Here is a 20,011-nt window from a genome sequence, read left to right on the forward strand (position 1 = left end):
CATTTATTCAACATATAATTGTTTGGTTTTAATCTCCATCATTACAGATAAGAAATAAAAAATATTCGAAATCTCGGCCGCGATTCAGGGTATTATCCACCGGAAAGATACCTTTCAAAGAGAAAGACATATATAGAAACTACAGTTCTCCCGCAAATGATATGCCACGAAATATGGCGACCTCAATCATTTTGGCTATTTATTTCAGGACAATTTCTTAAAAAAAACAATAATTTGGTGTTTTTAGACCACCCCCACACTCACACCCGCGCGGAGGGCTGGAGCCGGCCGGCCTCCGGTCTGTCCCGAAAAAGAGGTTAAACCAGGTCACAACAGAGCAAACCAGATGTCCCGGAGGCCGACGTTGTACTGGGCGATGAAGAGGGCGTCCCCGACGTCGATCACGCCGTTTGTGTGGACATCGGTCTTACGGAACTCTTCGGTGCCGGGGCCAGGCATATCCTTCAAACCCACGACCTCCTGGAGGACGAGGAGGGTGTCGGCCTGGTCGACCTCGCCATCGTCGTTCGCGTCGCCGAAGAGGACCGGGGTGGCTCTGATATACCCCGGTCTCGTGGCGGTCAAGAGCCCTCCATCCACCGAGAGCGTGACGGTGTAGTTGCCGGGGAGGGTGTAGGTATGCACCGGATGCTGCTCTATAGAAGTGCCGCCGTCGCCGAACGACCAGTACCAGGACGATGGATTCTCCGTCGTGATGTCGGTGAACCGAACGGTGAGGGGAACCGGCCCGGCGGTCACATCCGCAGAAAAGGCCACCCCGGACATGACCACGAGATCGAAGCGGGTGGAAGTGCCGGGTGTGTAGACCGCCGTCCCGGCGGACATTCCATTCACGAGGAAGACAATCGCTTTTCCGGCATCGCCCTCCTCCCCACCAACGATCAGCCGCTCATTAAAGAGGGCCTCACCGCCGTAGACCCCGGCGGTCTCGAGGGTAAGCGACCCGCAATCGCGGTCGTCGATCCGGGCCGTGATGACGGTCCCGGCCGGTGCCGGGCTCCCGTCGACGGTGACCGAGCCCCAGAACTCCGCCGGGAGGAGAGGGACGGCGGACACGGGCCCGGCAAGGGCGAAGAGAAGGAGTATAACGAGGATCCGCCTCACCCACATCACGCTCCGATGGCACAGAGGGTGCCCGGCCCGGTCATGTAGAGCCAGTAGCCCCGGCCGGGGTAGACGGACCGGTTATCGGCATACTCCCCGCTCCCGTCGTTAACGATTGCCGTTTCAAAGACCTGGGTCCCGGCATCGAACCCGATCAGAGTCGTCCATTGCCCGTCTACGGAGAGGAGGGCATCCCGTGCCGCAGGAGGGGTCGTGCCGGTGATCCCGACGGCGTTCCACCCTGCGACGAGGGTGCGCTCCGACGGCGGGAGCGGAAGCTCTGTCGAGAGGGTGAGCGGGACCGTCGCAGGCCCGGCAGAGTAGATCCAGATCCCTTCGAGAGGGGCGATCCGGTCGGTCTCCTGGAGGGGTATCCAGGTTCCGCTGGCGGTGTCGTAGCGGAGGGCCGAGTGCCTGTCGGTATCGACGCCGGCAAATATCGCCGCGGTGTCGTTCCCGGCCGCAAGCGGCCGCGGGATCGAGATGAAGTTCCAGCCCGGGGAGAGGGTGAGGCAGGGGCCGTCTACGCCGGGAGTGAACAGGAGGCAGTACCCGCTCTTCGGCACGACCTCTCCTTTAGCGTTGCGTTCAAGAAGACCAAGAAGCACCGGGCTCTCCGCTTTCCCCTCCGGCACGATGCCGTCAAGGGAGATCCGGAGACGGACATCCTGCCCGTAATCGAGTTCGAATGCCGAGAGCCCGAAAGACCTGGAGTACCGGGACCCGGTATAGACCGTCACCCTGTCAAGCTCGATATCGTAAGACCAGTACGGGTCTTCGAGATCGGTGGAGAACTCAAGGCCCGCCAGGTGTTCGGCCCAGGGCGTATCGATGACGGCGGCAAGGGCGAGGCTCCCACCGGGAGAGAGTTCGCCAAGTGGAGGGCTCATCCGGATGCTCTCTATCCTGTAGGTGGCCCCTGCCGGGGTGACCGGGTGGATGATGTTATCGCAGACGTTGAACGGCATGGTTTCCGAGACCAGCCCGTCCGGGGAGACGACCCGGACGCTGTAGCTACCCGGCTCGAGCACCGTTGCCAGATCGAAACTCCATTCTCCCCCGTCGGTTACAACGACCTCCCCGGAGAGAATACGGACCCCGCCCTCCTCTGCGGTTATCTGGTAGGCCAGCGCCGTGCCTGCCGGGTAACTGGTACCACCGGTGATTATGAAGGGCTCTCCGTGTGCCTGATCGTCGATCCGGTCGATCCAGATCCAGGACTCCTTCACTACCGAGAACATGGACTTGGTATAGATGTCATCGACATACCGGGGGTCAAAGGCGCCGAGTAGCGTGTTCACCGCGTCGGACACCGGGGGGTTCGTGATGTCCACAGGACCCATGCCGGGTGCAAAAAGAAACCCGGTATCGTTGGCAAAGACCTCAAATTCGTTGCGGGTCAACGGATGCTGGACGACAACGTAGTATGGACTGCTCTGGACGAATTTTCCGGTCTCGGTGCCCTCAAGGACGTACTCGAAGGTGCCGTCAGCATCAACCCGCACCGGGACACCGAGTATCCGGCAGTCCGGACCGATGATCCAGACCTGGACGGAGCCCGGCGCTCCCGTTGCAGTCCCACCTATCCGGTACTCGTCGCCCGGGACAAGAGTGGGGCCGGAGGCCTCTGCGGTGAGGGTAGGAGATTGGAGCAGGAATGAGGCCGTTGAGTACCGGGCGTCGCCGAGATCCCCCCTGGCGCAGGGCTGCGAGGCGGCGTAGATGGTGAAGATGCCGGCATCGAGGATCCGGTCGAGATCGGCGGTGTTCCACCGGTAAGACCAGGTATCGTCGGGCGCGACAGTTGCCCGGGTGAAGGTGCTGCCGTCGCCGGTCCGAACCTTCACGCTGGTTTCCTCAAGCCTGACGCCGTTGCCGTCAAGGTTCGGGCCGGTCAGGAAGAGGTAGGTGGTGTCGCTCTCGGTGTTGGTCCCGGAGAAGACGATCTCCTCGCCAATAGTGTAGGCACCGATGCCGGATGCCATGACAGTGACAGAGCCCTTCTCGACCCAGACCGTGACCTCATCGTAGAGGGTCGCGTCTGCCAGGTCCTCGACGCAGATGGAGAAAGCCCGATTGTGGGTGCTCTGGTTGGTGTTGAACTGGACGGACCGGGTGCCGGCGGCGGTGGTTGTGAGGCTCGCCTCAGCGGGAGTGATGGTGGTGACACCGACCTGGCCGGGGGCGATCACCGGGTACTCTCCGGGGTCAAGGCCAGCGACATCCCTGACAGAGAGACGGTAGTCCCTGTTCGGCTCACCGGCGACGGTCACGGTGAAGCTGTTGCCGCGAATGACGGTCTCTTTATTGGTCGACAAAAAGAGTTGTGAAGTGATGACCTCGAAAGCCACGGTATTGGTGTCAAAACCCTTCCCGTAGAAGTCGGAAACGGCGGGCCAGACAGCCTGTGCGGTGTAAGTCCCTGCCCCGGCGTTCTGCAGCGGTATGGGAGCGGTGATGTTCTGCTGGCTGCCGGCGAGACCCACACCTCTGAGATCCACGCCCTCGAACACCGTCAACGTACCCCCGCCAGGGGTGGTGACCCTGATCTCCATGGCAGCGTCCGGGAGGGGTCCGACGTTGTGAACGATCCGGAACTGGATGTCGTTTGAGCGGGAAACGGACCGCCCGTTCACGGAGGTGGTTGTGCCGTTCAACAGAACATCAAGACCCGTCGCGGGGATCTCGATGAAGACAACACCGGCAGCCCGGCTCGGATCGAAGAGGGGGGTGCCGTCGGTGAACGCATACCAGGTACCGGTCGCCGTTCCAACCGCAGAAGCGGTCAGTTCGAACTTCGAGACGTCGGCTACCGCGATGGTCTGCCCGACGGTCCCGGAACTCGGCGTTGATATGCTGCTGTAGTAAACCAGTGTCCCGGACGAGACACTGAGGGTTTCATAAGATGCCGTCGTCTCACATCCCGGCTGATCGGGCAGGTCTCCTTCTCCGGAAAGGACGACCGGAGGGGCATTGAAGACAGGACTCAGGTCGAGGCTCTCTTCACCAACGTAGATAGTATCACCGTTGTAAACACTCCGTGCTGTAGCCGGGGACGCAGCCAGCATGGCCAGGAGGACCACGGCAACCGCCGCCAGAAATGCCGTTCGTTTGATCATGGTAGATCTCCACTCCGCATGATGCGTCACCGAAAGAGGTTGAAACCGGCAGGACATGCCGCCTGCGGATGGTTTGAACACAATACAGAACGCCAAACCGTTAGAACCCGTCATCCCGTGCGCAGAAGTTCATCCTGCGCCGTGTAAAATAAACGTTCCGCTATTGTCCGGCACAGGAGGGACGGGAAGGTGAAAAATACACGGACCAGGAGAGATATGATCCCCCAGGGCCCCGTCACCCGACCTTCAGCACCACCAGCGTGATATCGTCGAACTGTGGTTGACTGCCGGCGTGGGCGGTGACATCCTCCACGATCGCATCGATGATCTCCCGTGCCCCGCGGTCCAGCAGTCCCGAGATGAGTGCGGTAAGACGCCCCATGCCGTACTCCTCCTCATGCTCGTTTGTGGCCTCGGTCACTCCGTCGGTGTAGAAGACCACCGTGTCGCCCGGATGCAGTTTGAGCTCCACGAGCTCCAGCTCGATGTCATCAAAGATCCCGAGTGCGATCCCCTTCCCCCTGAGGAGTTCTGCCGCGCTCGATCCCTCCCTGAAGAGGAGAGGAGGGTTGTGCCCCGCGTTCACGTAAGAGAAGGTTCCTTTTCGGGTATCCAGGATGCCGTAGAAGAGCGTGACGAACATGCAGGTCTTTGAATCCATGCAGATGTAGCGGTTCGCCTCAAGGATCGACCCGGCGGGGTCCAGGCTCTGCGAGGCGCTCGCCCGGACGAGGGTGCGGGCGAGCGCCATGAACAGGGCGGCCGGAACGCCTTTTCCCGAGACGTCGGCGATCTCAACGCCCCAGCAGCCTTCCCCGACCGGGATGTAGTCGAAGAAGTCCCCGCCCACCTCCCGGGCGGGGAGGTTGAAGCCCGCGAGGTCGAACCCGGGGAGCACCGGCGCCGACTCGGGCAGGATGCTCTGCTGAATCTCCTTTGCAATCTCGAGTTCCTTCGCGATCCGCTCTTTCTCTGCGGTCGTCCGCCGGAGGTTCTCGATATGTTCCTTCAGTTCCGTTGCCATCCGGTTGAAAGAGTGGGCAAGGTCCTCGAACTCGTCCCCGGTCTCCACATTCACCTTGAACCCGAGATCGCCACGGCCTATGGCCTCCGAGCCCTTCTGCAGTTCCTCGATGGGCCGGGTGATGTGACGGGTGACGGCGAGAGTCAGGAGGGCGACGATCACAAGCAGTGCCAGGAACGCCCCGGTAAAGACGGTCTTCATCCGGTCCTGCTGGGCGCTGATGTGCGCCGCAGTGTCTTCCGATGCCTGAAGGATACTCTCCCGCGTCGTTCGGATCGGCGCGAGCACCTCGTTGACCGGCATCACCACCCCGATGCTCCAGTTCACGCTCCGGATGGGAGCATACGCGATGAACCGCTCGCCGTCCTCAAACCCGGCCCGGGCGACCCCGGTCTCCCCCGCGATCATCTTCCCGGCAACTGCGACCAGGTCCGGGTTCTCGCTCGCGAGGAGGTTCTCGGTGACGAACGACTCGTCCCACCGCATATCCCCCGACGTGAGGCCGGGCCGGCTGATGACGTTCCCGTACTGGTCGATCAGCATGGCATAGCCCCGGTCTCCCACCTGGGTCCCGACGATCTGCTGGTTGATCGTTTCGATCGTCACATCCGCACCGACCACCCAGACCCAGCCCCTGTCGGGGTCGTAGACCGGCCGTGAGCAGGTCACCATCAGGCCGTGCCCGATAAGGTCGACGTACGGCTCAGACCAGACCAGTCCGCCCCCCTCATTCGCCTGCACGAACCAGCTCCTGAGCCGGGGATCGCACGTGGCATCGAGCCCGGTCGTCCAGGGGTAGATCATCGCCATCCCGGAGCTCGTCCCGACGTAGACGCCGGCAAGATGCCGGTTCGTAGCGGAGACTGGAATGAAGATGTCGTCCATCGTCCCCGCGGCGTCCTGCTCCTCGCTAAGATGGCCGGCGTCGATGCCGGGCGAGAGGAAGAGGACGGAGGTTGCACGCCGGTCTGCCGGTTCTTCATCCTGCAGGTAGAAGTGCCGCGGCCGGACCATGGACGGGTTCTCCATGACGGTCGCGGCGTAGCGCTCCATGACCTCAAGGTCCCCGCTCACCTGTTCAAAGACGATGTTGCTGATGTAGCCCTGGTCCTGCGCAAGCCGGAGAAGCGACTCCTCGGCGTTGCGTTCGAGCGCGGCGGTGCTGTCGTTCATCGCACGCGCCCCGAGATCGGTGCTCCGCTCAAGCGCGTAGCGGCCGACATCGTCCATCTGAACGAAGGCAAGAGAACCGGCGAGGAGGAGAGCAACCGTCGAGAGGGCCAGGAATACGAGGAGGAACTTGGTCCTGACCGGGATCCTGATCCGGTGGCCCTCCGGCTCGCTCTGGCTCATCAATAAGATTGTTCCGGGAAAGGAGATAAGGCATGCTGGATCGAATTCGCCTTCTCTGCGGCCTCGCGATCGCAGAGGACAGGTCGCTGCTCGTGGGCGACGACACCAACGGCGTGATCTACCGCGTCTCGTACGCGGAAGCGGAGAACGCGACGGGCAACGCCACAACGACCGGGTGAACAGCCCGGTTCAGGCCCGCCCGGTACTTTCGCCCTTCACCTCCCGGAGGAGGAAGGAGAACGCCGCCCCCTCCTCCGGTCGGCCCGGTATGCGGTCCTCGACCCAGATCCGGCCGCCGTAACGGTCGATGAGGATCCCCACCAGGTAGAGGCCGAGGCCCTCCCCCACGCCGCGCTGCTTCTTCTCGTAGCGGTGAAAGATCTCGTCCTTCCGGGTGTCGGGGACGCCACGGCCGGTGTCCGCAACCGTCACCCGGACAAACCCGTCTCCTCTGTCCTCCGCCCGGATGAAGACCTCGACACCGGGACCCCCGTGCCTGACCGCGTTCCCGATCAGGTTCGTAAAGACCTCGGAGAGGAGATCGTCGGCCAAGACCTGCCGGCGAACCTCCTCATACCGGAGGGGAAGATCCGGGAAATGGGTGGCTTCCTCCCGGATGACCGCATCGAGGTCGATCGCCCGGATATCAGGTGGTCCTGCATGGATCCGCCGGATCTTCGAGACGATGCCGAGGATCTCGATACTCTTGCCGATGCTCTTCTTCAGGCTCGCCACGTAACAGGCCGCCTCCCCATCCAGCGAGTCCTGGAGGAGTTCGGCGTAGAGGTTCGAGACGTTCTCGGTGTTCCCGATATCGTGCGTCAGGATGTCCAGGTAGAGGTTCGCCTCCCGGTGGGCGGACTCGAGATCCCGATGAACCCGGGCGATCTCCTCCTCCGCCTCCTTTCGCCCGGTGACATCCCGGACAATGCCGCCACGGTAGAGCGGCCGTCCGTCCGGATCGCAGATGACCGTGAAGTGGTCTTCAAGCCAGCGGTATTCGCCGTGCTTTGCCCGGAACCGGTACACGAGAAGTCCCTGGCCCGATGCGATTGCGTTGCTGAGCTCCGCTCCGACCGACGGCCGGTCATCGGGATGGATGCGATCCATGACCTCTGCGATATTCATCGCAGCCATCTCCTCTGCCGTAAAGCCGAGGATCTGCTCGATGACCGGGCTCATGTAGTCGTACCGGTCGGCCTGCAGGTTGCGCCGGTAAGCCGCGTCGAGCGAGTTCTCAAGAACCGCCCGGAACCGTTCCTCGCTCTCCCGCAGGGCGTTCTCTGCAAGCTTCCGCTTCGTGATGTCGGTGAAGAACGCTGTGGTGTATCCCGGCCGGGTCGAGAAGGCGGTGACTTCATGCCACTTCTCAAGAGAGGGCATCCGGTACTCGAACGTCACCGACCTGCCGGTCAACGCCACATCTCCGTAGGTGGCAATGAGATCGGCGACCTCCACCGGGTCAAAGGTTTCAGTTATCCGCCGGTTCAGGACGATCTCGCGAGATCTCCCGGAAAACGCTTCAAATGTCCCGTTAACCTCTAAAAAGACAAAATCAACAGCCCGCCCGGAAGCATCGGTGATGATCCGGCAGTGAGCGTAGCCGACGAGCGGGTTGTCGAGCGCCTGCCGGTACCACTCCATGCTCTCCCGCAGGGCATCCTCCACCCTTTTTCGCTCGGAGTCGTCGTAGGTGTAGGCCTGGATCTCGATCAGTTCCCCGTTCGCATCGAAGCGCCCGACCAGGTTCTCGACGACGTGGATACGGGTGCCGTCCCGGCGTTTTCGGGTTCGACCCTGGTTCTCGATCTTTCCCTCCTGCCGGAGGCGTAGAAGGAGCAGCTCCCGGTCGCCGGGGTCCTCGTAGAGGTCCAGGATGCTGGTGTCCAGTGCTTCGTTTACGGAGGCAAACCCGAAGATCCTGACAAACGCAGGGTTGCAGGCGATTATCCGGCCATCCGTCGCGGTGACGAAGTCGCCGGTGAGATCGTTCTCAAACAGCCGCCGGTAACGTTCCTCGCTCTCCAGCAGGGCATTCTTCGTAGATTGCAAGGTCGCGTTCTCGGCCCGGAGCGCCCGGTTCTCGGCCAGAAGTGCCGCAATGCGCTCGTCAACCGACAGATCTCCTGCCGCGGGGCCCTCCTGCCCGCCCCCCTCTGCTCCGCTGGTGAGCAAAGCCTCTGCTTCCTCGGAACGTGCCGTCATTTGAGATCCCGGTGGAGTTCTCACGCTGATTATCAACTGAGATTCATCCGTAGTGTATTAATACTACCTTGAGCGGGTAGGGGGAGAGCCATGAACTCCGACCCCCCGGCGACGGTGCTCCTTCTTCCCGGGGCCGTAACCTCCGGCAGCGCGGCCCCGGGTCAGACTCTTATTGTCATACAACCCATGTGATTTACGTTGCAGCCTGACGGGAGGTGCGTATGAGGTCTGAGGAGGTCAACGGCAACATTTTCTACAACGGCGACTGCGTCCGCGGGGCAGGTGAACATATCCCCGACGGTTCGGTCGACCTGATCGTCACCGACCCCCCATACGGCATCAACGGCGACCGGTTGCACCAGCACTACAACCGGGACGAGACGTTCGTCGTCGAGGGCTACGTCGAGGTCCCCGCAGACGGATACGGTGAGTTCAGCCGGCGGTGGATCGGGGAAGCCGAACGGATCCTCCGGCCCGGCGGGTCGATCTACATCGTATCGGGATACACGAACCTCTACCACATCCTCCACGCCCTGCGGCAGACGGGACTGCGTGAGGTCAACCATATCATCTGGAAATACAACTTCGGCGTCTACACAAGCCGGAAATACGTCTCCTCCCACTACCATATCCTCTTTTACGAAAAACCGGGCGGCAGGAGGACGTTCAACCTGGAGTCGAGGTATGGGATCGGGGAGAAGGGGCCGGAGAACGGGTCGCCCAACTACCGGGACCGTGAGGACGTCTGGATAATCAACCGCGAGTACAAACCGGGGAAGACGAAGAACAAGAACGAACTCCCGACCGACCTGCTCGTCAAGATGATCCAGTACAGCAGCAACGAGGGCGACCAGGTCTGCGATATGTTTCTCGGCGGGTTCTCGACCGCCCGGGTGGCGATCGGCCTCAACCGCAGGGCGACCGGGTTTGAGGTCTCGGGCCGGGTTTTCGACCTGAAGGTTGCGGAGTTGCGAGGTGCGGAACCGGGATGGCTGCTGCCGTCACTGAGGGTCCCGGAGATCGTGAGGCAGCGGAACCGGGGCCGGACCTGGACGGACGGCGATGTCGAGGCTCTGGTCTCCCGGTTCACGCGGCTCACCGCGTCCGGGACGACGAAGAAGCGTGCCATCGAGATGGTGGGGGAAGAACTCGGCCGGGGCCGGTGGGCTATCCGGAAGATGCTTGAGAAACAGGGTGTTCTTGCCGGGAGGAAGGCCGGCAGGAGTCGTTAAGACCATCAAAACACATTTTTGCCGATACGGCGAAGTATTCACGTCGAATGGAAGGACCAACACCACCAGTCACCGCGCGACCGTTCTTCAAATGGGCAGGAGGGAAGACGCAACTGCTCGATGCGTTCGCGGCAAGAGTTCCCGGCGAGCTCCGGGAGGGGACCCTGCCGATATTTGTCGAACCGTTCATGGGCGGTGGAGCGGTCTACTTCCTCTTTAACAGCACCTTCAGGTTCAGGGAGTGCCATCTCTTCGATATCAACGAGGAACTGGTCCTCGCCTACAGCGTTGTGAAGAACGACGTCGACGCCCTCATCAGCCACCTACGTGAGATCTCGGACGATTTCCTCGCTCGGGACGATGCCGGGCAGAAAGAATACTATTATGCCGCGCGCGAGGCGTTCAACCGCGCAAAAAGTGACGTTGATTTCAGCCGGTACGGCGAGGACTGGGCCGGGCGGGCTGCCCAATTCATCTTCCTCAACAGGACGTGCTTCAACGGCCTCTACCGGGTCAACGCGCGGGGCGGGTTCAATGTCCCGTTCGGCAGGTACAGGAACCCGCGGATCCTGCACGAAGGCCTGCTCCGGGCTGACGCCGGGCTGCTCCGGAACACGACCGTCCACCTTGGCGACTTCACGCAGGCCCGGCCCTACATATCAGAAGAGACCTTCGTCTACTTCGACCCTCCCTACCGGCCCCTGAACCGGACGTCGTCGTTCACGCAGTATGCGAAGGAGGGGTTTACCGACTGGGAGCAGCGGCGCCTCGCGACCTTCTACAGGCTCTGCGATGCCGGCGGGGCCAGGCTGATGCTCAGCAACTCCGACCCGAGGAACACCGATCCCGATGACGCATTCTTCGACGACCTTTATGCCGGGTATTATATCGACCGGGTTCCGGCAAAGAGGATGATCAACTGCGACGGGGCGAAACGGGGAGCGATCCGCGAGATCATTGTGACGAACTACGATCCGCACGACCACCGGGAGCGGGCCGTCCCAAAACTATAAAGTGTCCGGCGGGCATGCAGCCCCATGGCATTCCGGGAGATCGACGACGACCTCTGGGAGATCGTCCAGAGACACCTTCCGCCCCAGAAACCACACATCGGCCGGCCCCGCCGGGACCCCCGGCACCTCTTCAACGGAGTATTGTACGTCCTCACCACCGGGTGCGCCTGGAGCGACGTCCCGGCTGAGTACGGGACGAAATCGACGGTCCACCGCTACCACCTCGAACTGAGTGAGCGGGGAACCTACCAGGCGATCTTCCTCGACCTTCTCCGGTCGGGCTATGAGTTCCGGAAAGGGGAGCCTGCCCGGTGCGCCGCAGAGGATCTGCAGTCTCCCGTGCTGTAGCGGCTAAAACTCCCCCGCCACCACCACGAAGAGGTCGCCCGGGGGTGCCGGGGGCGCCGCCGCCGTCCCGACGGCGATCCTTTCCGCCGGGTAGCCGAGGTCCTCGCAGACGGCAAACCGGGTCTCCGGCGGGAGGGCGGCCGCAAACGCCCCGACATCGAAGGCCGGGTCGGCGATGAGAAAGACCACCCGACCCCGGAGGACCTCCTCCCGGGCCGCCGCGATCGCCGGGGTATGGTCCTTCCCGTGGGCCGAGACGACCGCCGCCCGCGTCAGCGGGACTTTCAGGCGGGCGAAGGCGACCTGGAGGGAGGAGATGCCGGGGACGACCTCGCCGGGGAGGTAGCCGAGACCGGCAAGCATCGGGTCCCCCGTCGAGAGGACGACCGCGTGGTCCGGGAGAGACCGGAGACCCCGGTAGTCCGTGATCTCGTGCACCTCGCACCCCTGCAAGATGACGTCACGGACGATCCCGATCGCACGTTCCGAACCGTAGATGAGGGTTGCCCCCCGGATGGCCGCGGCCGCCGCCTCAGTCAGCATCCCCGGCCCGCAACCGACCCCGACGATCTTCATGGCGACTCCCCGATGATACGCCCGTCGCGGTTGACGATCACGACCCGGACATCCGGATGGGCGGCCTGGAACGCGCGAAGCTCACGGCGGACGACCTCGTTCCAGAGCGCAGTTGCCGAGAGGTCTTCAACCGTCGCGCACCCGGTCCCCTCGAGCACGTCCGGGTTCATGAACTTCAGGATCAGGCCCGGGAGCCCGCAGATCACCGCATCCTCGTCGGCGACCCGGAGCGCCTCCTTAAGGTTGTTCCCGACCAGGATTGCCTCCCGTTCGGGAAAGAGGAGCCGGGAGGAACGCAGCCCGAGCCGGCCGGTCGTCAGCACGACCCTCCCTGCCGCCCGGGTGACCCTCTCAAGCACCCCCTCCGTTATGTGATCGTCCCAGGGCTCCACGAGCCCGGTCGTCCCGAGGACAGATATACCGGCCTGCACCCCCACCTTCGGGTTCAGCGTCTTCTGCGCCACCTCCGCCCCCCGGGGAACCGTAAGGATGACCGTCGTCCCATGAAGGCCGGCCTCCTCCACCGCCTCGTTGATCGAGCGCCGGATGCAGTCGAGCGCCGGCCCCCCGATCGCCGCGGCTCCCTGCCGGTGGCGGGGAGTGTCGCGGGCAAAACTCCCGATCCCCTCGCCGGGAACGAACTGGACGCCTCCCGATAGGGAGGGGACCGCAGTCGCAACAAACTCGAGTCCCGCGGTCACGTCAGAAGGATAATCGCCGGCATCTTTCCAGCAGGACGCCCGGCCCCGGTAGCCGTCCACCGGGATACCGACCACAATACCGCAAGGAAGAGTGACCTTCACCTCGCTGACCGTTTCGAGCGTAAGCGAGAGAACCGCCGCCTTGCAGGCCGCGGCTGCCGTCGTTCCGGTGGTGAACCCCCGGCGGAGGATGGAGCCGGATGCCGTCAGGACCGCGAGCCCCCGCCGGACGTCCTCGAGAAGGGCAGGTGAGCGGCAGGCCGCCACCCACGCTGCGGGATACTCGAAGTCAGTAACCGGGTCCCGCATAGCCTGCACGCTCGGCACGGATCGTGATGATCTCGTTGATTCCCGCCACCGCGACCGGGGTCCCGCCCCGGGTGCCGACGTTCGAGACCGAGGGCACGTCGAGGGTGCGGAGGGCCTCCTTTGACTCCGCAGCGTTCACGAACCCGACCGGGGTCCCGACGACCAGCGCCGGCCGGACCCCTTCGCGGACCATATCGCAGACGACGAGGAGCGCCGACGGGGCGTTCCCGATCACCACGATCGCGCCCTCCATCCTGTCGCGCAGGGCAACGAACCCGGCGGACGTCCGGGTGATCCCCTGGTTCCGGGCGATATCCTCCCCGTAATCGAGGGCACAGACGACCTCGCTTGCATGCCCGCGTTTCAGGATGCCCGTCTGCACCATCCGGATATCGGTGATGATCGGCGCCTGCCGCTCAAGCGCGGCAAGCCCCGCATCGACCGGACTGCCTGCAAAGCGCATCAGGTCGGCCATCGCAAAGTCGCCGACCGCGATCGAGCACCGCTGCCGGATCCGGTCCTCGGGGGTGGCGTTCCCCACCCGTTCCCGGGCCAGGTTCCGGCTCGTGCTCGCGATCGCGTAGGCCTCCGGGGTGACCGCCGCAAGATCAGTATACGTACTTCCGGTGGTATCCCCGGGGCGTGATGATTCCTCTCCCATCAGTCTCACTCCTCCATACTCTCGTCTCTTCTCCGCCGACAAAGACGATCGAATGCATGTCCACGAAGGCAAAGTGATCTGCAAACTCCCCAAGCGTCGTCACCAGCCGCTCTTCCCCTTCCCGGTAGGCGTTTTTGACCACGCCGACAGGCGTCGTGTCGGGGAGGTGGCGACGGGCGATCCCGATCGCTGTATCCAGGTTGTGCGGCCTCCCCCGGGACCGGGGGTTGTAAAGGACGACCGGCACCTGCATCCGGAAGGCGAGGTCGAGCCTCCGCTCGATCTCCTCCCAGGGCGTAAGGAGGTCCGAGAGGCTCATCGTGACATAGTCGCCCGAGAGCGGCGAACCGAGGAGCGCCGCCGCCGAGACCGCGGCCGTGATGCCGGGGATGACCTCGACCTCGACCTTCGTGCCCGACCGTTCGGCGACCTCGAGCACGATGCTCGCCATCCCGTAGACACCGGCATCCCCGCCGCTCACCATCGCGACGACACAGTCCTCCGCGAGGGCAAGCGCCTTTCCTGCCCGGTCGACCTCCCGGCCCATGCTGCTCCTGACAACCTCTTTTCCGGCGAGCATCGGCTCGACCAGGTCAAGGTAGAACCCGTTGCCGATGACACAGTCGGCCTCACCGAGAGCTTTCAATGCCCGGGGCGTCATCTGCAGCAGGTCGCCGGGGCCGGTCCCGACGATATACAGTCTTCCTCTCCTATCGTGCGATTGCAACGGTAACACTCCCATACGTCTGCTTGGCAAGAACCAGAACTTTGCGTTTCGAGGCTGCGAGAGCCGAGGGTTCCGCGACCCCGGCAAGCCCGATCAGGGAGGCCCGCGAGGGGGAGGGGGCCGCCTCTGCGTTCAATGTTTCGTCGTCAAAGAAGACAAGGTTGCCGCCGAGGTCAGTAACAGCCCGGAGGAGTCCTTCCTCACCGCGCTTCTTTGCGGTCGTCGCGTAGACGAGAATCTCCGCAGGGCCGATCCCGGCTCGCGCGAGCGCCTGCCGGATGGCGCCGACCACGTCGGCGGCAGCAACGCCCTTCCGGCATCCGACACCGACGGCGTACTCACCCTTCCGAACGAGGAGGGAGACCCCCGGACCCGCGACGACGATCCCGGGTCCGGTGACGGCGTAGAGCGGTACGTCGGCGTCGAGCACCGCGGCGTTCACCGCCCGGGTGGAGTCGCGGTTCACGATATCGCACCCCGTCCGGGCGGCCAGTCCCTCGACCGACTCCCGGCCGCGGGTCTCGGTCGCGGTCGTGATCACCGGTTCGATCCCGAGACGGGCGAGGTCCCGGGCAAGGTCGTTTGCGCCGTGGTGCCCGCCGACGACCGGAACCGCGTAGCGCAGATCCGGGCCGACCACCACGACCGCCGGGTCACGCCACTTATCTGCAAGAAGCGGAGCAATCCCCCGGATAGCGATCCCGGCCGACATCAGGGCGACGATCCGGCCGTAGCGGCTGAATGCCTCCCGGAAAGCCTCCGGCCCGTAGAGGATGACCTCGGCGCCGAGCGCATCGGCAAGCCGGCGAGCATCGGGGAGGAACCGGTCGAGCGCGACAACAACGGTCCCGGTCATGAGTAGAGGACCGACCTCCCGAACCCCGACGTCGCCGGATCGACCACATCTCCTATGACGATCAGCGCCGTTCGCTCGATCCCGGCCGCCCGGGCCTTTGCCGCGATATCGGCAACCGTTCCCCGGACGACCTTCTGGTCGGGCCAGGAGGCGTGGTAGACGACCGCAGCCGGGGTCTCCGGAGGAGACTCCACCCGGGCAAGGACTTCCTCCATCCGCTCGGTGCCGAGGAAGACCACTATCGTCTGCCCGAGGCGGGAAAGCTCGGCGATCCGGTCCGCCTCAAGCGTCGCCCCCGCCGGGCGGGTGACGATCAGGCTCTCGGAGACGTCGCGGAGCGTGAACTGGGTCTTCAAGGCCGCAGCGGCGGCAAAGAGCGACGAGACGCCGGGGACGATCTCGGCCTCGATACCGCGCCGCGAGAACTCCGCCATCTGCTCGACGATAGCGCCGTAGAGTGCCGGGTCGCCGGAATGAAGCCGGACGACGAGTCTTCCGGCCAGAACGTGCTCCTCGACGGCATCGACGATCTCTTCAAGCGTCATCCCCCAGCTGTCGAGTCTCACGCCCGCGCCGGATTCTGCAACAAGCGCCGGGTTCACGAGCGAACCCGCGTAGATGAGGACGTCCGCCCGCCGGAGGAGGTCCATCCCCCGGACGGTGATGAGGTCGGGCGCTCCCGGCCCTGCACCCACGATGTAGACCTTATGCATGCGACCGCCTCGCAAAGAGGATCGAGAAGTAGTCGCTCTTCTCGGGGAGGTCGGCCCCCCGGTAGACCCGCTGCTCCGGCATGAACATCCGCTCCACGAGAACGAACTCCGAATAACCCTCCTTCGAGAGGGAGGCGGCGAGCGCCGCCGGCTTCCTGACCTTCATGAAGATTCGGGACTCCGGCCCGTTCCCGTCCGAGACGAAGAACCCCCCGGCCACCGGGACGTTCGCCACGGAGGCGAACGCGGTGATGGAGCTGATCCCGGGTTCGGTCGCAAACGTGATCTCCGGGTAGCGTCCGGCAATCACCTCGCAGAGCCGCGAGAATGTCGAGTAGAAGTTCGGGTCCCCGATGATCCCGAAGACCACCAGTTCGTCTCTTGCCCGTGGTGCAATCCTGTCGGCATTCTCTTCGAGGCACTCCCGGATGTAGGCCTCGTCGCTCGTCATCGGGAATTTGAGGACGACGGCATCGGGGCGGTAGCGCCGCACCAGGTCGTAGGCGAGGTTGCCGGGGACGAATACCGCCGCCGCTTCGCCAAGGAGCCGGACCGCACGCAGGGTCAGGAGTTCCGGGTCGCCGGGGCCGAGCCCCACCCCTACGAGCATCCGGCACCCCCGACAATGATGTAGACGGGATTTACTGGCTTGAACATCATCCCGCCGGCGATATCGGCAGACCGGGAGACCTGGATATGGACGGCCTCCACGAATATCCCGAGGCGTTGCATGGTTGCTACCGCCGATTGAAGCGTCTCGACCATCACCGCGTTCACGACGATCCTGCCCTGCACCGTCCCGGCCAGGAGGTCGAGGACCTCCGGCAGGCGACGGGACCCCCCGACGAAGGCGGCGTCGAGCGGCCCCAGGTCCGGGAGGATCTCCACCGCATCGCCCTCGAAGAACTCGACGTTTGAGGCTCCGGCGGCGGCCGCCTGAGCCCGGGCATAGGCGATGGCCTCCGGTCTCCTGTCGACCGCGTAGACGCGTTCAGCGAGCCTCGATGCAGCGATGGCGACCTTCCCGGTCCCGCACCCGACATCTACCACCCGATCGCCCGGGCGGATACCGAGTTTCGCGAGCGAAACGGCCATGACTTCATCCTGCGTAGGTCCTCCTTTCAGTCCCATAGCATCATCAGTTCCCAGATAAATTTGTGCTAACTCCTATTAAATGGCCCAGTGAACCCTCGCGGCACCCGGGTCCGATCGGCACGAGGGAAGGCACCGGCGATCCTCCATCCGACCGGAGAGACCAGGGTAGCGGAGGAAGCGAGAACGTAAAGGTTTTTGCGATAACAACAACAACGTTAGTACAATGCTCAGGATAAACCGAGACAAGTGTGGATACTGCGGTACCTGCGTCGCAGTCTGTCCCGAGGATGCGCTCGAGCTGATCGACGCCTACCTCAGCCTTGAGCGGGAGTGCATCGCCTGCGGCATCTGCGCACGGGCGTGCCCGCTTGGGGCACTGGAGGTCGTCCATGAAGAGTAACTACGATATGCTCGTCATCGGGGGAGGCCCCGCCGGCGCTCTTGCTGCGAAAACGGCGGCCGAGGCAGGAAACTCGGTCTGCCTCATCGAGAAGCGTGCCGCTATCGGCACGCCGGTCCGGTGCGCAGAGGGGATCGGCAAGGAACTCTTAAAAGAGTTCATCAGGCCCGACCCCCGCTGGATATCCGCCGATATCCAGAGTGCCCGAATCATCGCCCCGAACGGCACCGCCATCAAACTCGACCAGGACCGGGCCGGAAACGAAGTCGGCTACGTCCTCGACCGGAAGGTCTTTGACCGGGAGCTCGTCTGGCAGGCGGCCGAGGCCGGGGCGGACGTGGTTGTCAGGACCCGGGCGACCGAGCCGATCATGGAGAACGGAGCAGTCCGGGGCGCGAAGGTGATCTCGGTCGGTGTCCCGGCCGAGATCCGGGCCGAGGTGGTCATCGCCGCCGACGGCACAGAGGCACAGTTCGCCCGCCGGGCCGGGCTCGACACCACCGTCCCCCTCCGGGAGATGATGAGCTGCGCCCAGTACCTGATGACCGATATCAATATCGACGCCGGCTCAACGGACTTCTACCTGGGCAACGAGATTGCCCCCGAGGGCTACCTCTGGGTCTTCCCGAAGGGCGATCGGACGGCAAACGTCGGTATCGGCATCACGGGCCGCAAAAGCCGGGACGGGTCACGAGCAAAGGATTACCTGGACCGGTTCGTCGCGAAGAACTTCCCGAACGGAAAGACGATCGAGATGATCGCGGGCGGGGTTCCGGTCTGCCGGCCGCTCACCTGCACGGTCGGCGACGGCCTTCTCGTCGCCGGCGACGCGGCAAGAGTCGTCGATCCCATCACCGGCGGCGGGATCGGCAACGCCATGTATACCGGAAGGCTCGCCGCTCAGGTGGCGTTGAAGTGCATCGAGGCCGGCAACTGCTCAAAGGAGGCCCTGATGCCCTACGACACGGAGTGGCGGGCATCCAGGATGGGCGCAGGTATCGAGCGGAACTACAAGGTCAAGGAGTACTTCGTCACGCTCGACGATAAGAAACTCAACACCCTCGCGGACTCGATTGCAAGCATCAGCTTCAGTGAGTTCTCGGTCGCGGCACTCATCAGGGAACTGATCAAACGGAACCCGAAGATGCTGCTCGAGCTCAAGGCGCTCAAGGATACGCTATCCTGACCGTATCAACTGCCGGTTGAGCGTCTTTATCGTCTCCCGCTCCGCCTCCTTTTTTGTAAAGACCGTGATGACGTCCCCGGGCCGGATACGAACGGTGCCGCTCGGGATGATGAGGTCGCCCCCGGCGCGCCGGATGGCGATGAAGACAAAGTCGCGCACCTCGAGGTCCCGGATCTCGTGGTCGATGATGGGTGCGCCCTCCTCGGCGATGACCTCAAAGATAGTGCCGCCGGGGATCGAAGCGACCTGCTGGAGGTTCGGGCTCTTCGCCCAGTAATAGAGCCGGGTCGCCACAAGCTCGTCGGGGTTCTCGCTGATCCTCACCCCGACCTCGTTGAAGAGGTCGGAGTGTTCCTTCTGGTTGACGATCGAGACGACGTTTCTGACGTTGTAGCGTTTGGCGAGCCAGCAGGTCATCAGGTTTACGGCATCGTCGCTCGTGGTGGCGACGAGGGCGTCGGCCCGGTCGATCCCGGAATCCTGCAGTACGGCCTTATCGGTTGCGTTCCCGGTGATGGCAAGGACATCGTAGTGCTCCAGGATATCGCTCGCACGCTCCTCGTCCTGGTCGATCACCACCACGGAATCGCCGGCGTTCACGGCGATCGCAGTCAGGTTCCGGCCGATTCCGCCAAGGCCGACGATGATGGTGTACATCCATCTGGATTCAATCGTCGACATTGAAATACCTTGCGAAGAAACCAGTTGGTGTGATCTGCGGGGTGGATGAAGCGGGGAAGGGCTCGGTCCTCGGCCCGATGGTGGTCGCCGCCGTCGGGTGCCGGGCGGCCGAAGACCTTGCAGCCCTCCCTATCCGGGATTCGAAGGTTCTCCGGCCCAAGCAGCGCGAGGCGCTCTACGAGATCCTCTTCCGGGACTTCGCGATAGCGATCGTCACCATCGATGCCGCCGGGATCGACGAAGCCCGGACCCGGATGAGCATGAACGCGTGTGTGGCCGAGCTCCACGCCGAGGCGCTCACGGGGCTCAGGCCGGAATCGGCCTACCTCGACGCCTGCGATGTGAACGCTGAGCGCTACGGCCGGACGGTTGCAGGGCACCTCGACTTTCCCTGCGCGATCGTCGCCGAGCACCGGGCGGATGCCCGCTACAAGATCGTCGGCGCGGCAAGCGTCGTCGCGAAAGTCACCCGGGACCGGGCGATCCGGGAACTCGAGCAGCAGTACGGGAAGATTGGGAGCGGTTACCCCTCCGATGCGGTGACGATCGAGTTCCTCCGGGGCTACATCCGGGAATACGGGAGCCCGCCGCCGTGCGCCCGCCGGAGCTGGAAGACGGTGACGAACCTCTACCAGAAGACGATGCAGGATTTCCCATAATCCCGGGAAGATTTTATGCCTCACGCGC

20 protein-coding genes are annotated in these 20,011 nt (G+C 63.7%); 7 read left to right on the forward strand and 13 right to left on the reverse strand.

Annotated elements, in window-relative coordinates; translation table 11 throughout:
• Window positions 1-327: 327 nt before the first annotated feature.
• The 3 genes from BRA49_RS00530 to BRA49_RS00540 all read right to left on the reverse strand — a co-directional run bounded on the left by BRA49_RS00530 (window position 328) and on the right by BRA49_RS00540 (window position 6,621).
• Window positions 328-1,131: a PKD domain-containing protein gene (locus BRA49_RS00530; RefSeq protein ID WP_292382519.1), complete on the reverse strand. Its 804-nt coding sequence runs from the start codon at window positions 1,129-1,131 to the stop codon at window positions 328-330.
• Window positions 1,131-4,244 (reverse strand): DUF3821 domain-containing protein, encoded by a 3,114-nt coding sequence (locus tag BRA49_RS00535; RefSeq protein ID WP_292382521.1) that lies wholly within the window; start codon window positions 4,242-4,244, stop codon window positions 1,131-1,133. The genes BRA49_RS00530 and BRA49_RS00535 overlap by 1 nt, the downstream gene beginning before the upstream one ends.
• A gap of 235 nt (window positions 4,245-4,479) precedes the next feature.
• Window positions 4,480-6,621, reverse strand: coding sequence for a SpoIIE family protein phosphatase (locus BRA49_RS00540; protein ID WP_292382523.1), 2,142 nt, complete (start codon window positions 6,619-6,621; stop codon window positions 4,480-4,482).
• Between the two features lie 32 nt (window positions 6,622-6,653).
• Here BRA49_RS00540 and BRA49_RS00545 point away from each other — a divergent pair, with 32 nt between their 5' ends.
• Window positions 6,654-6,800, forward strand: coding sequence for a hypothetical protein (locus tag BRA49_RS00545; protein WP_292382524.1), 147 nt, complete (start codon window positions 6,654-6,656; stop codon window positions 6,798-6,800).
• Window positions 6,801-6,810: 10 nt separating this feature from the next.
• Here BRA49_RS00545 and BRA49_RS00550 read toward each other — a convergent pair whose 3' ends face one another.
• Window positions 6,811-8,826: a PAS domain S-box protein gene (locus BRA49_RS00550; protein ID WP_292382526.1), complete on the reverse strand. Its 2,016-nt coding sequence runs from the start codon at window positions 8,824-8,826 to the stop codon at window positions 6,811-6,813.
• Between the two features lie 221 nt (window positions 8,827-9,047).
• Between BRA49_RS00550 and BRA49_RS00555 the strand changes: the two genes are divergently transcribed.
• Genes BRA49_RS00555 through BRA49_RS00565 form a run of 3 tightly spaced genes read left to right on the forward strand, consistent with a single transcriptional unit; the run spans window position 9,048 to window position 11,419 of the window.
• Window positions 9,048-10,058: a DNA-methyltransferase gene (locus BRA49_RS00555; protein WP_292382527.1), complete on the forward strand. Its 1,011-nt coding sequence runs from the start codon at window positions 9,048-9,050 to the stop codon at window positions 10,056-10,058.
• Window positions 10,059-10,105: 47 nt separating this feature from the next.
• Entirely contained in the window at window positions 10,106-11,071 is a 966-nt protein-coding gene (locus tag BRA49_RS00560; protein ID WP_292382529.1) for a DNA adenine methylase, read from the forward strand.
• A gap of 24 nt (window positions 11,072-11,095) precedes the next feature.
• Complete coding sequence (locus tag BRA49_RS00565; protein WP_292382531.1) at window positions 11,096-11,419, forward strand: transposase; 324 nt, start codon at window positions 11,096-11,098, stop codon at window positions 11,417-11,419.
• A gap of 3 nt (window positions 11,420-11,422) precedes the next feature.
• Here BRA49_RS00565 and BRA49_RS00570 read toward each other — a convergent pair whose 3' ends face one another.
• The 8 genes from BRA49_RS00570 to cbiT are packed head-to-tail and all read right to left on the reverse strand — an operon-like array spanning window position 11,423 to window position 17,093.
• On the reverse strand, window positions 11,423-11,995 hold the full coding sequence (locus tag BRA49_RS00570; RefSeq protein WP_292382533.1) for a cobalt-precorrin-7 (C(5))-methyltransferase: 573 nt from the start codon (window positions 11,993-11,995) through the stop codon (window positions 11,423-11,425).
• A complete protein-coding gene (locus tag BRA49_RS00575; protein WP_292382760.1) occupies window positions 11,992-13,005 on the reverse strand; it encodes a cobalt-precorrin-5B (C(1))-methyltransferase in 1,014 nt (337 codons plus the stop codon). The genes BRA49_RS00570 and BRA49_RS00575 overlap by 4 nt, the downstream gene beginning before the upstream one ends.
• A complete protein-coding gene (locus BRA49_RS00580; RefSeq protein WP_292382534.1) occupies window positions 12,986-13,666 on the reverse strand; it encodes a precorrin-8X methylmutase in 681 nt (226 codons plus the stop codon). Before BRA49_RS00580 ends, BRA49_RS00575 begins: the two co-directional genes overlap by 20 nt.
• Window positions 13,614-14,408, reverse strand: a complete 795-nt coding sequence (gene cobJ, locus BRA49_RS00585; RefSeq protein WP_292382536.1) for a precorrin-3B C(17)-methyltransferase — start codon at window positions 14,406-14,408, stop codon at window positions 13,614-13,616. The genes BRA49_RS00580 and cobJ overlap by 53 nt, the downstream gene beginning before the upstream one ends.
• Window positions 14,377-15,249: a cobalt-precorrin 5A hydrolase gene (cbiG, locus tag BRA49_RS00590; RefSeq protein WP_292382538.1), complete on the reverse strand. Its 873-nt coding sequence runs from the start codon at window positions 15,247-15,249 to the stop codon at window positions 14,377-14,379. The genes cobJ and cbiG overlap by 32 nt, the downstream gene beginning before the upstream one ends.
• Window positions 15,246-15,962 (reverse strand): cobalt-precorrin-4/precorrin-4 C(11)-methyltransferase, encoded by a 717-nt coding sequence (locus tag BRA49_RS00595; protein WP_292382539.1) that lies wholly within the window; start codon window positions 15,960-15,962, stop codon window positions 15,246-15,248. The genes cbiG and BRA49_RS00595 overlap by 4 nt, the downstream gene beginning before the upstream one ends.
• Window positions 15,955-16,572, reverse strand: coding sequence for a cobalt-factor II C(20)-methyltransferase (locus tag BRA49_RS00600; RefSeq protein WP_292382541.1), 618 nt, complete (start codon window positions 16,570-16,572; stop codon window positions 15,955-15,957). The genes BRA49_RS00595 and BRA49_RS00600 overlap by 8 nt, the downstream gene beginning before the upstream one ends.
• On the reverse strand, window positions 16,563-17,093 hold the full coding sequence (gene cbiT, locus BRA49_RS00605; protein WP_292382543.1) for a precorrin-6Y C5,15-methyltransferase (decarboxylating) subunit CbiT: 531 nt from the start codon (window positions 17,091-17,093) through the stop codon (window positions 16,563-16,565). Before cbiT ends, BRA49_RS00600 begins: the two co-directional genes overlap by 10 nt.
• Before the next feature lie 187 nt (window positions 17,094-17,280).
• Here cbiT and BRA49_RS00610 point away from each other — a divergent pair, with 187 nt between their 5' ends.
• Together BRA49_RS00610 and BRA49_RS00615 are read left to right on the forward strand one after the other, a co-directional pair.
• Window positions 17,281-17,457, forward strand: coding sequence for a 4Fe-4S binding protein (locus BRA49_RS00610; RefSeq protein WP_048104707.1), 177 nt, complete (start codon window positions 17,281-17,283; stop codon window positions 17,455-17,457).
• Window positions 17,447-18,643 (forward strand): NAD(P)/FAD-dependent oxidoreductase, encoded by a 1,197-nt coding sequence (locus BRA49_RS00615; RefSeq protein ID WP_292382544.1) that lies wholly within the window; start codon window positions 17,447-17,449, stop codon window positions 18,641-18,643. Before BRA49_RS00610 ends, BRA49_RS00615 begins: the two co-directional genes overlap by 11 nt.
• Here BRA49_RS00615 and BRA49_RS00620 read toward each other — a convergent pair.
• Entirely contained in the window at window positions 18,635-19,300 is a 666-nt protein-coding gene (locus BRA49_RS00620) for a potassium channel family protein (protein WP_292382761.1), read from the reverse strand. The two genes, BRA49_RS00615 and BRA49_RS00620, sit on opposite strands and share 9 nt — an antisense overlap.
• A gap of 23 nt (window positions 19,301-19,323) precedes the next feature.
• Between BRA49_RS00620 and rnhB the strand changes: the two genes are divergently transcribed.
• The gene (rnhB, locus tag BRA49_RS00625; protein WP_292382546.1) at window positions 19,324-19,983 is read left to right on the forward strand and encodes a ribonuclease HII; all 660 of its coding nucleotides are present in this window, start codon (window positions 19,324-19,326) and stop codon (window positions 19,981-19,983) included.
• The last annotated feature ends 28 nt before the right edge of the window (window positions 19,984-20,011 follow it).

Origin of the sequence: Methanoculleus sp. UBA430 (genome assembly GCF_002506585.1) — an archaeon.
In the GTDB taxonomy this organism is placed as follows: domain Archaea; phylum Halobacteriota; class Methanomicrobia; order Methanomicrobiales; family Methanoculleaceae; genus Methanoculleus.

Bases quoted from the DNA above. Each gene is read 5' to 3' on its own strand.
- BRA49_RS00530 (WP_292382519.1), bottom strand. From the start codon at position 1,131: ATGTGGGTGAGGCGGATCCTCGTTATACTCCTTCTCTTCGCCCTTGCC.
- BRA49_RS00535 (WP_292382521.1), bottom strand. From the start codon at position 4,244: ATGATCAAACGAACGGCATTTCTGGCGGCGGTTGCCGTGGTCCTCCTG.
- BRA49_RS00540 (WP_292382523.1), bottom strand. From the start codon at position 6,621: ATGAGCCAGAGCGAGCCGGAGGGCCACCGGATCAGGATCCCGGTCAGG.
- BRA49_RS00545 (WP_292382524.1), top strand. From the start codon at position 6,654: ATGCTGGATCGAATTCGCCTTCTCTGCGGCCTCGCGATCGCAGAGGAC.
- BRA49_RS00550 (WP_292382526.1), bottom strand. From the start codon at position 8,826: ATGACGGCACGTTCCGAGGAAGCAGAGGCTTTGCTCACCAGCGGAGCA.
- BRA49_RS00555 (WP_292382527.1), top strand. From the start codon at position 9,048: ATGAGGTCTGAGGAGGTCAACGGCAACATTTTCTACAACGGCGACTGC.
- BRA49_RS00560 (WP_292382529.1), top strand. From the start codon at position 10,106: ATGGAAGGACCAACACCACCAGTCACCGCGCGACCGTTCTTCAAATGG.
- BRA49_RS00565 (WP_292382531.1), top strand. From the start codon at position 11,096: ATGGCATTCCGGGAGATCGACGACGACCTCTGGGAGATCGTCCAGAGA.
- BRA49_RS00570 (WP_292382533.1), bottom strand. From the start codon at position 11,995: ATGAAGATCGTCGGGGTCGGTTGCGGGCCGGGGATGCTGACTGAGGCG.
- BRA49_RS00575 (WP_292382760.1), bottom strand. From the start codon at position 13,005: ATGCGGGACCCGGTTACTGACTTCGAGTATCCCGCAGCGTGGGTGGCG.
- BRA49_RS00580 (WP_292382534.1), bottom strand. From the start codon at position 13,666: ATGGGAGAGGAATCATCACGCCCCGGGGATACCACCGGAAGTACGTAT.
- cobJ (WP_292382536.1), bottom strand. From the start codon at position 14,408: ATGGGAGTGTTACCGTTGCAATCGCACGATAGGAGAGGAAGACTGTAT.
- cbiG (WP_292382538.1), bottom strand. From the start codon at position 15,249: ATGACCGGGACCGTTGTTGTCGCGCTCGACCGGTTCCTCCCCGATGCT.
- BRA49_RS00595 (WP_292382539.1), bottom strand. From the start codon at position 15,962: ATGCATAAGGTCTACATCGTGGGTGCAGGGCCGGGAGCGCCCGACCTC.
- BRA49_RS00600 (WP_292382541.1), bottom strand. From the start codon at position 16,572: ATGCTCGTAGGGGTGGGGCTCGGCCCCGGCGACCCGGAACTCCTGACC.
- cbiT (WP_292382543.1), bottom strand. From the start codon at position 17,093: ATGGGACTGAAAGGAGGACCTACGCAGGATGAAGTCATGGCCGTTTCG.
- BRA49_RS00610 (WP_048104707.1), top strand. From the start codon at position 17,281: ATGCTCAGGATAAACCGAGACAAGTGTGGATACTGCGGTACCTGCGTC.
- BRA49_RS00615 (WP_292382544.1), top strand. From the start codon at position 17,447: ATGAAGAGTAACTACGATATGCTCGTCATCGGGGGAGGCCCCGCCGGC.
- BRA49_RS00620 (WP_292382761.1), bottom strand. From the start codon at position 19,300: ATGTACACCATCATCGTCGGCCTTGGCGGAATCGGCCGGAACCTGACT.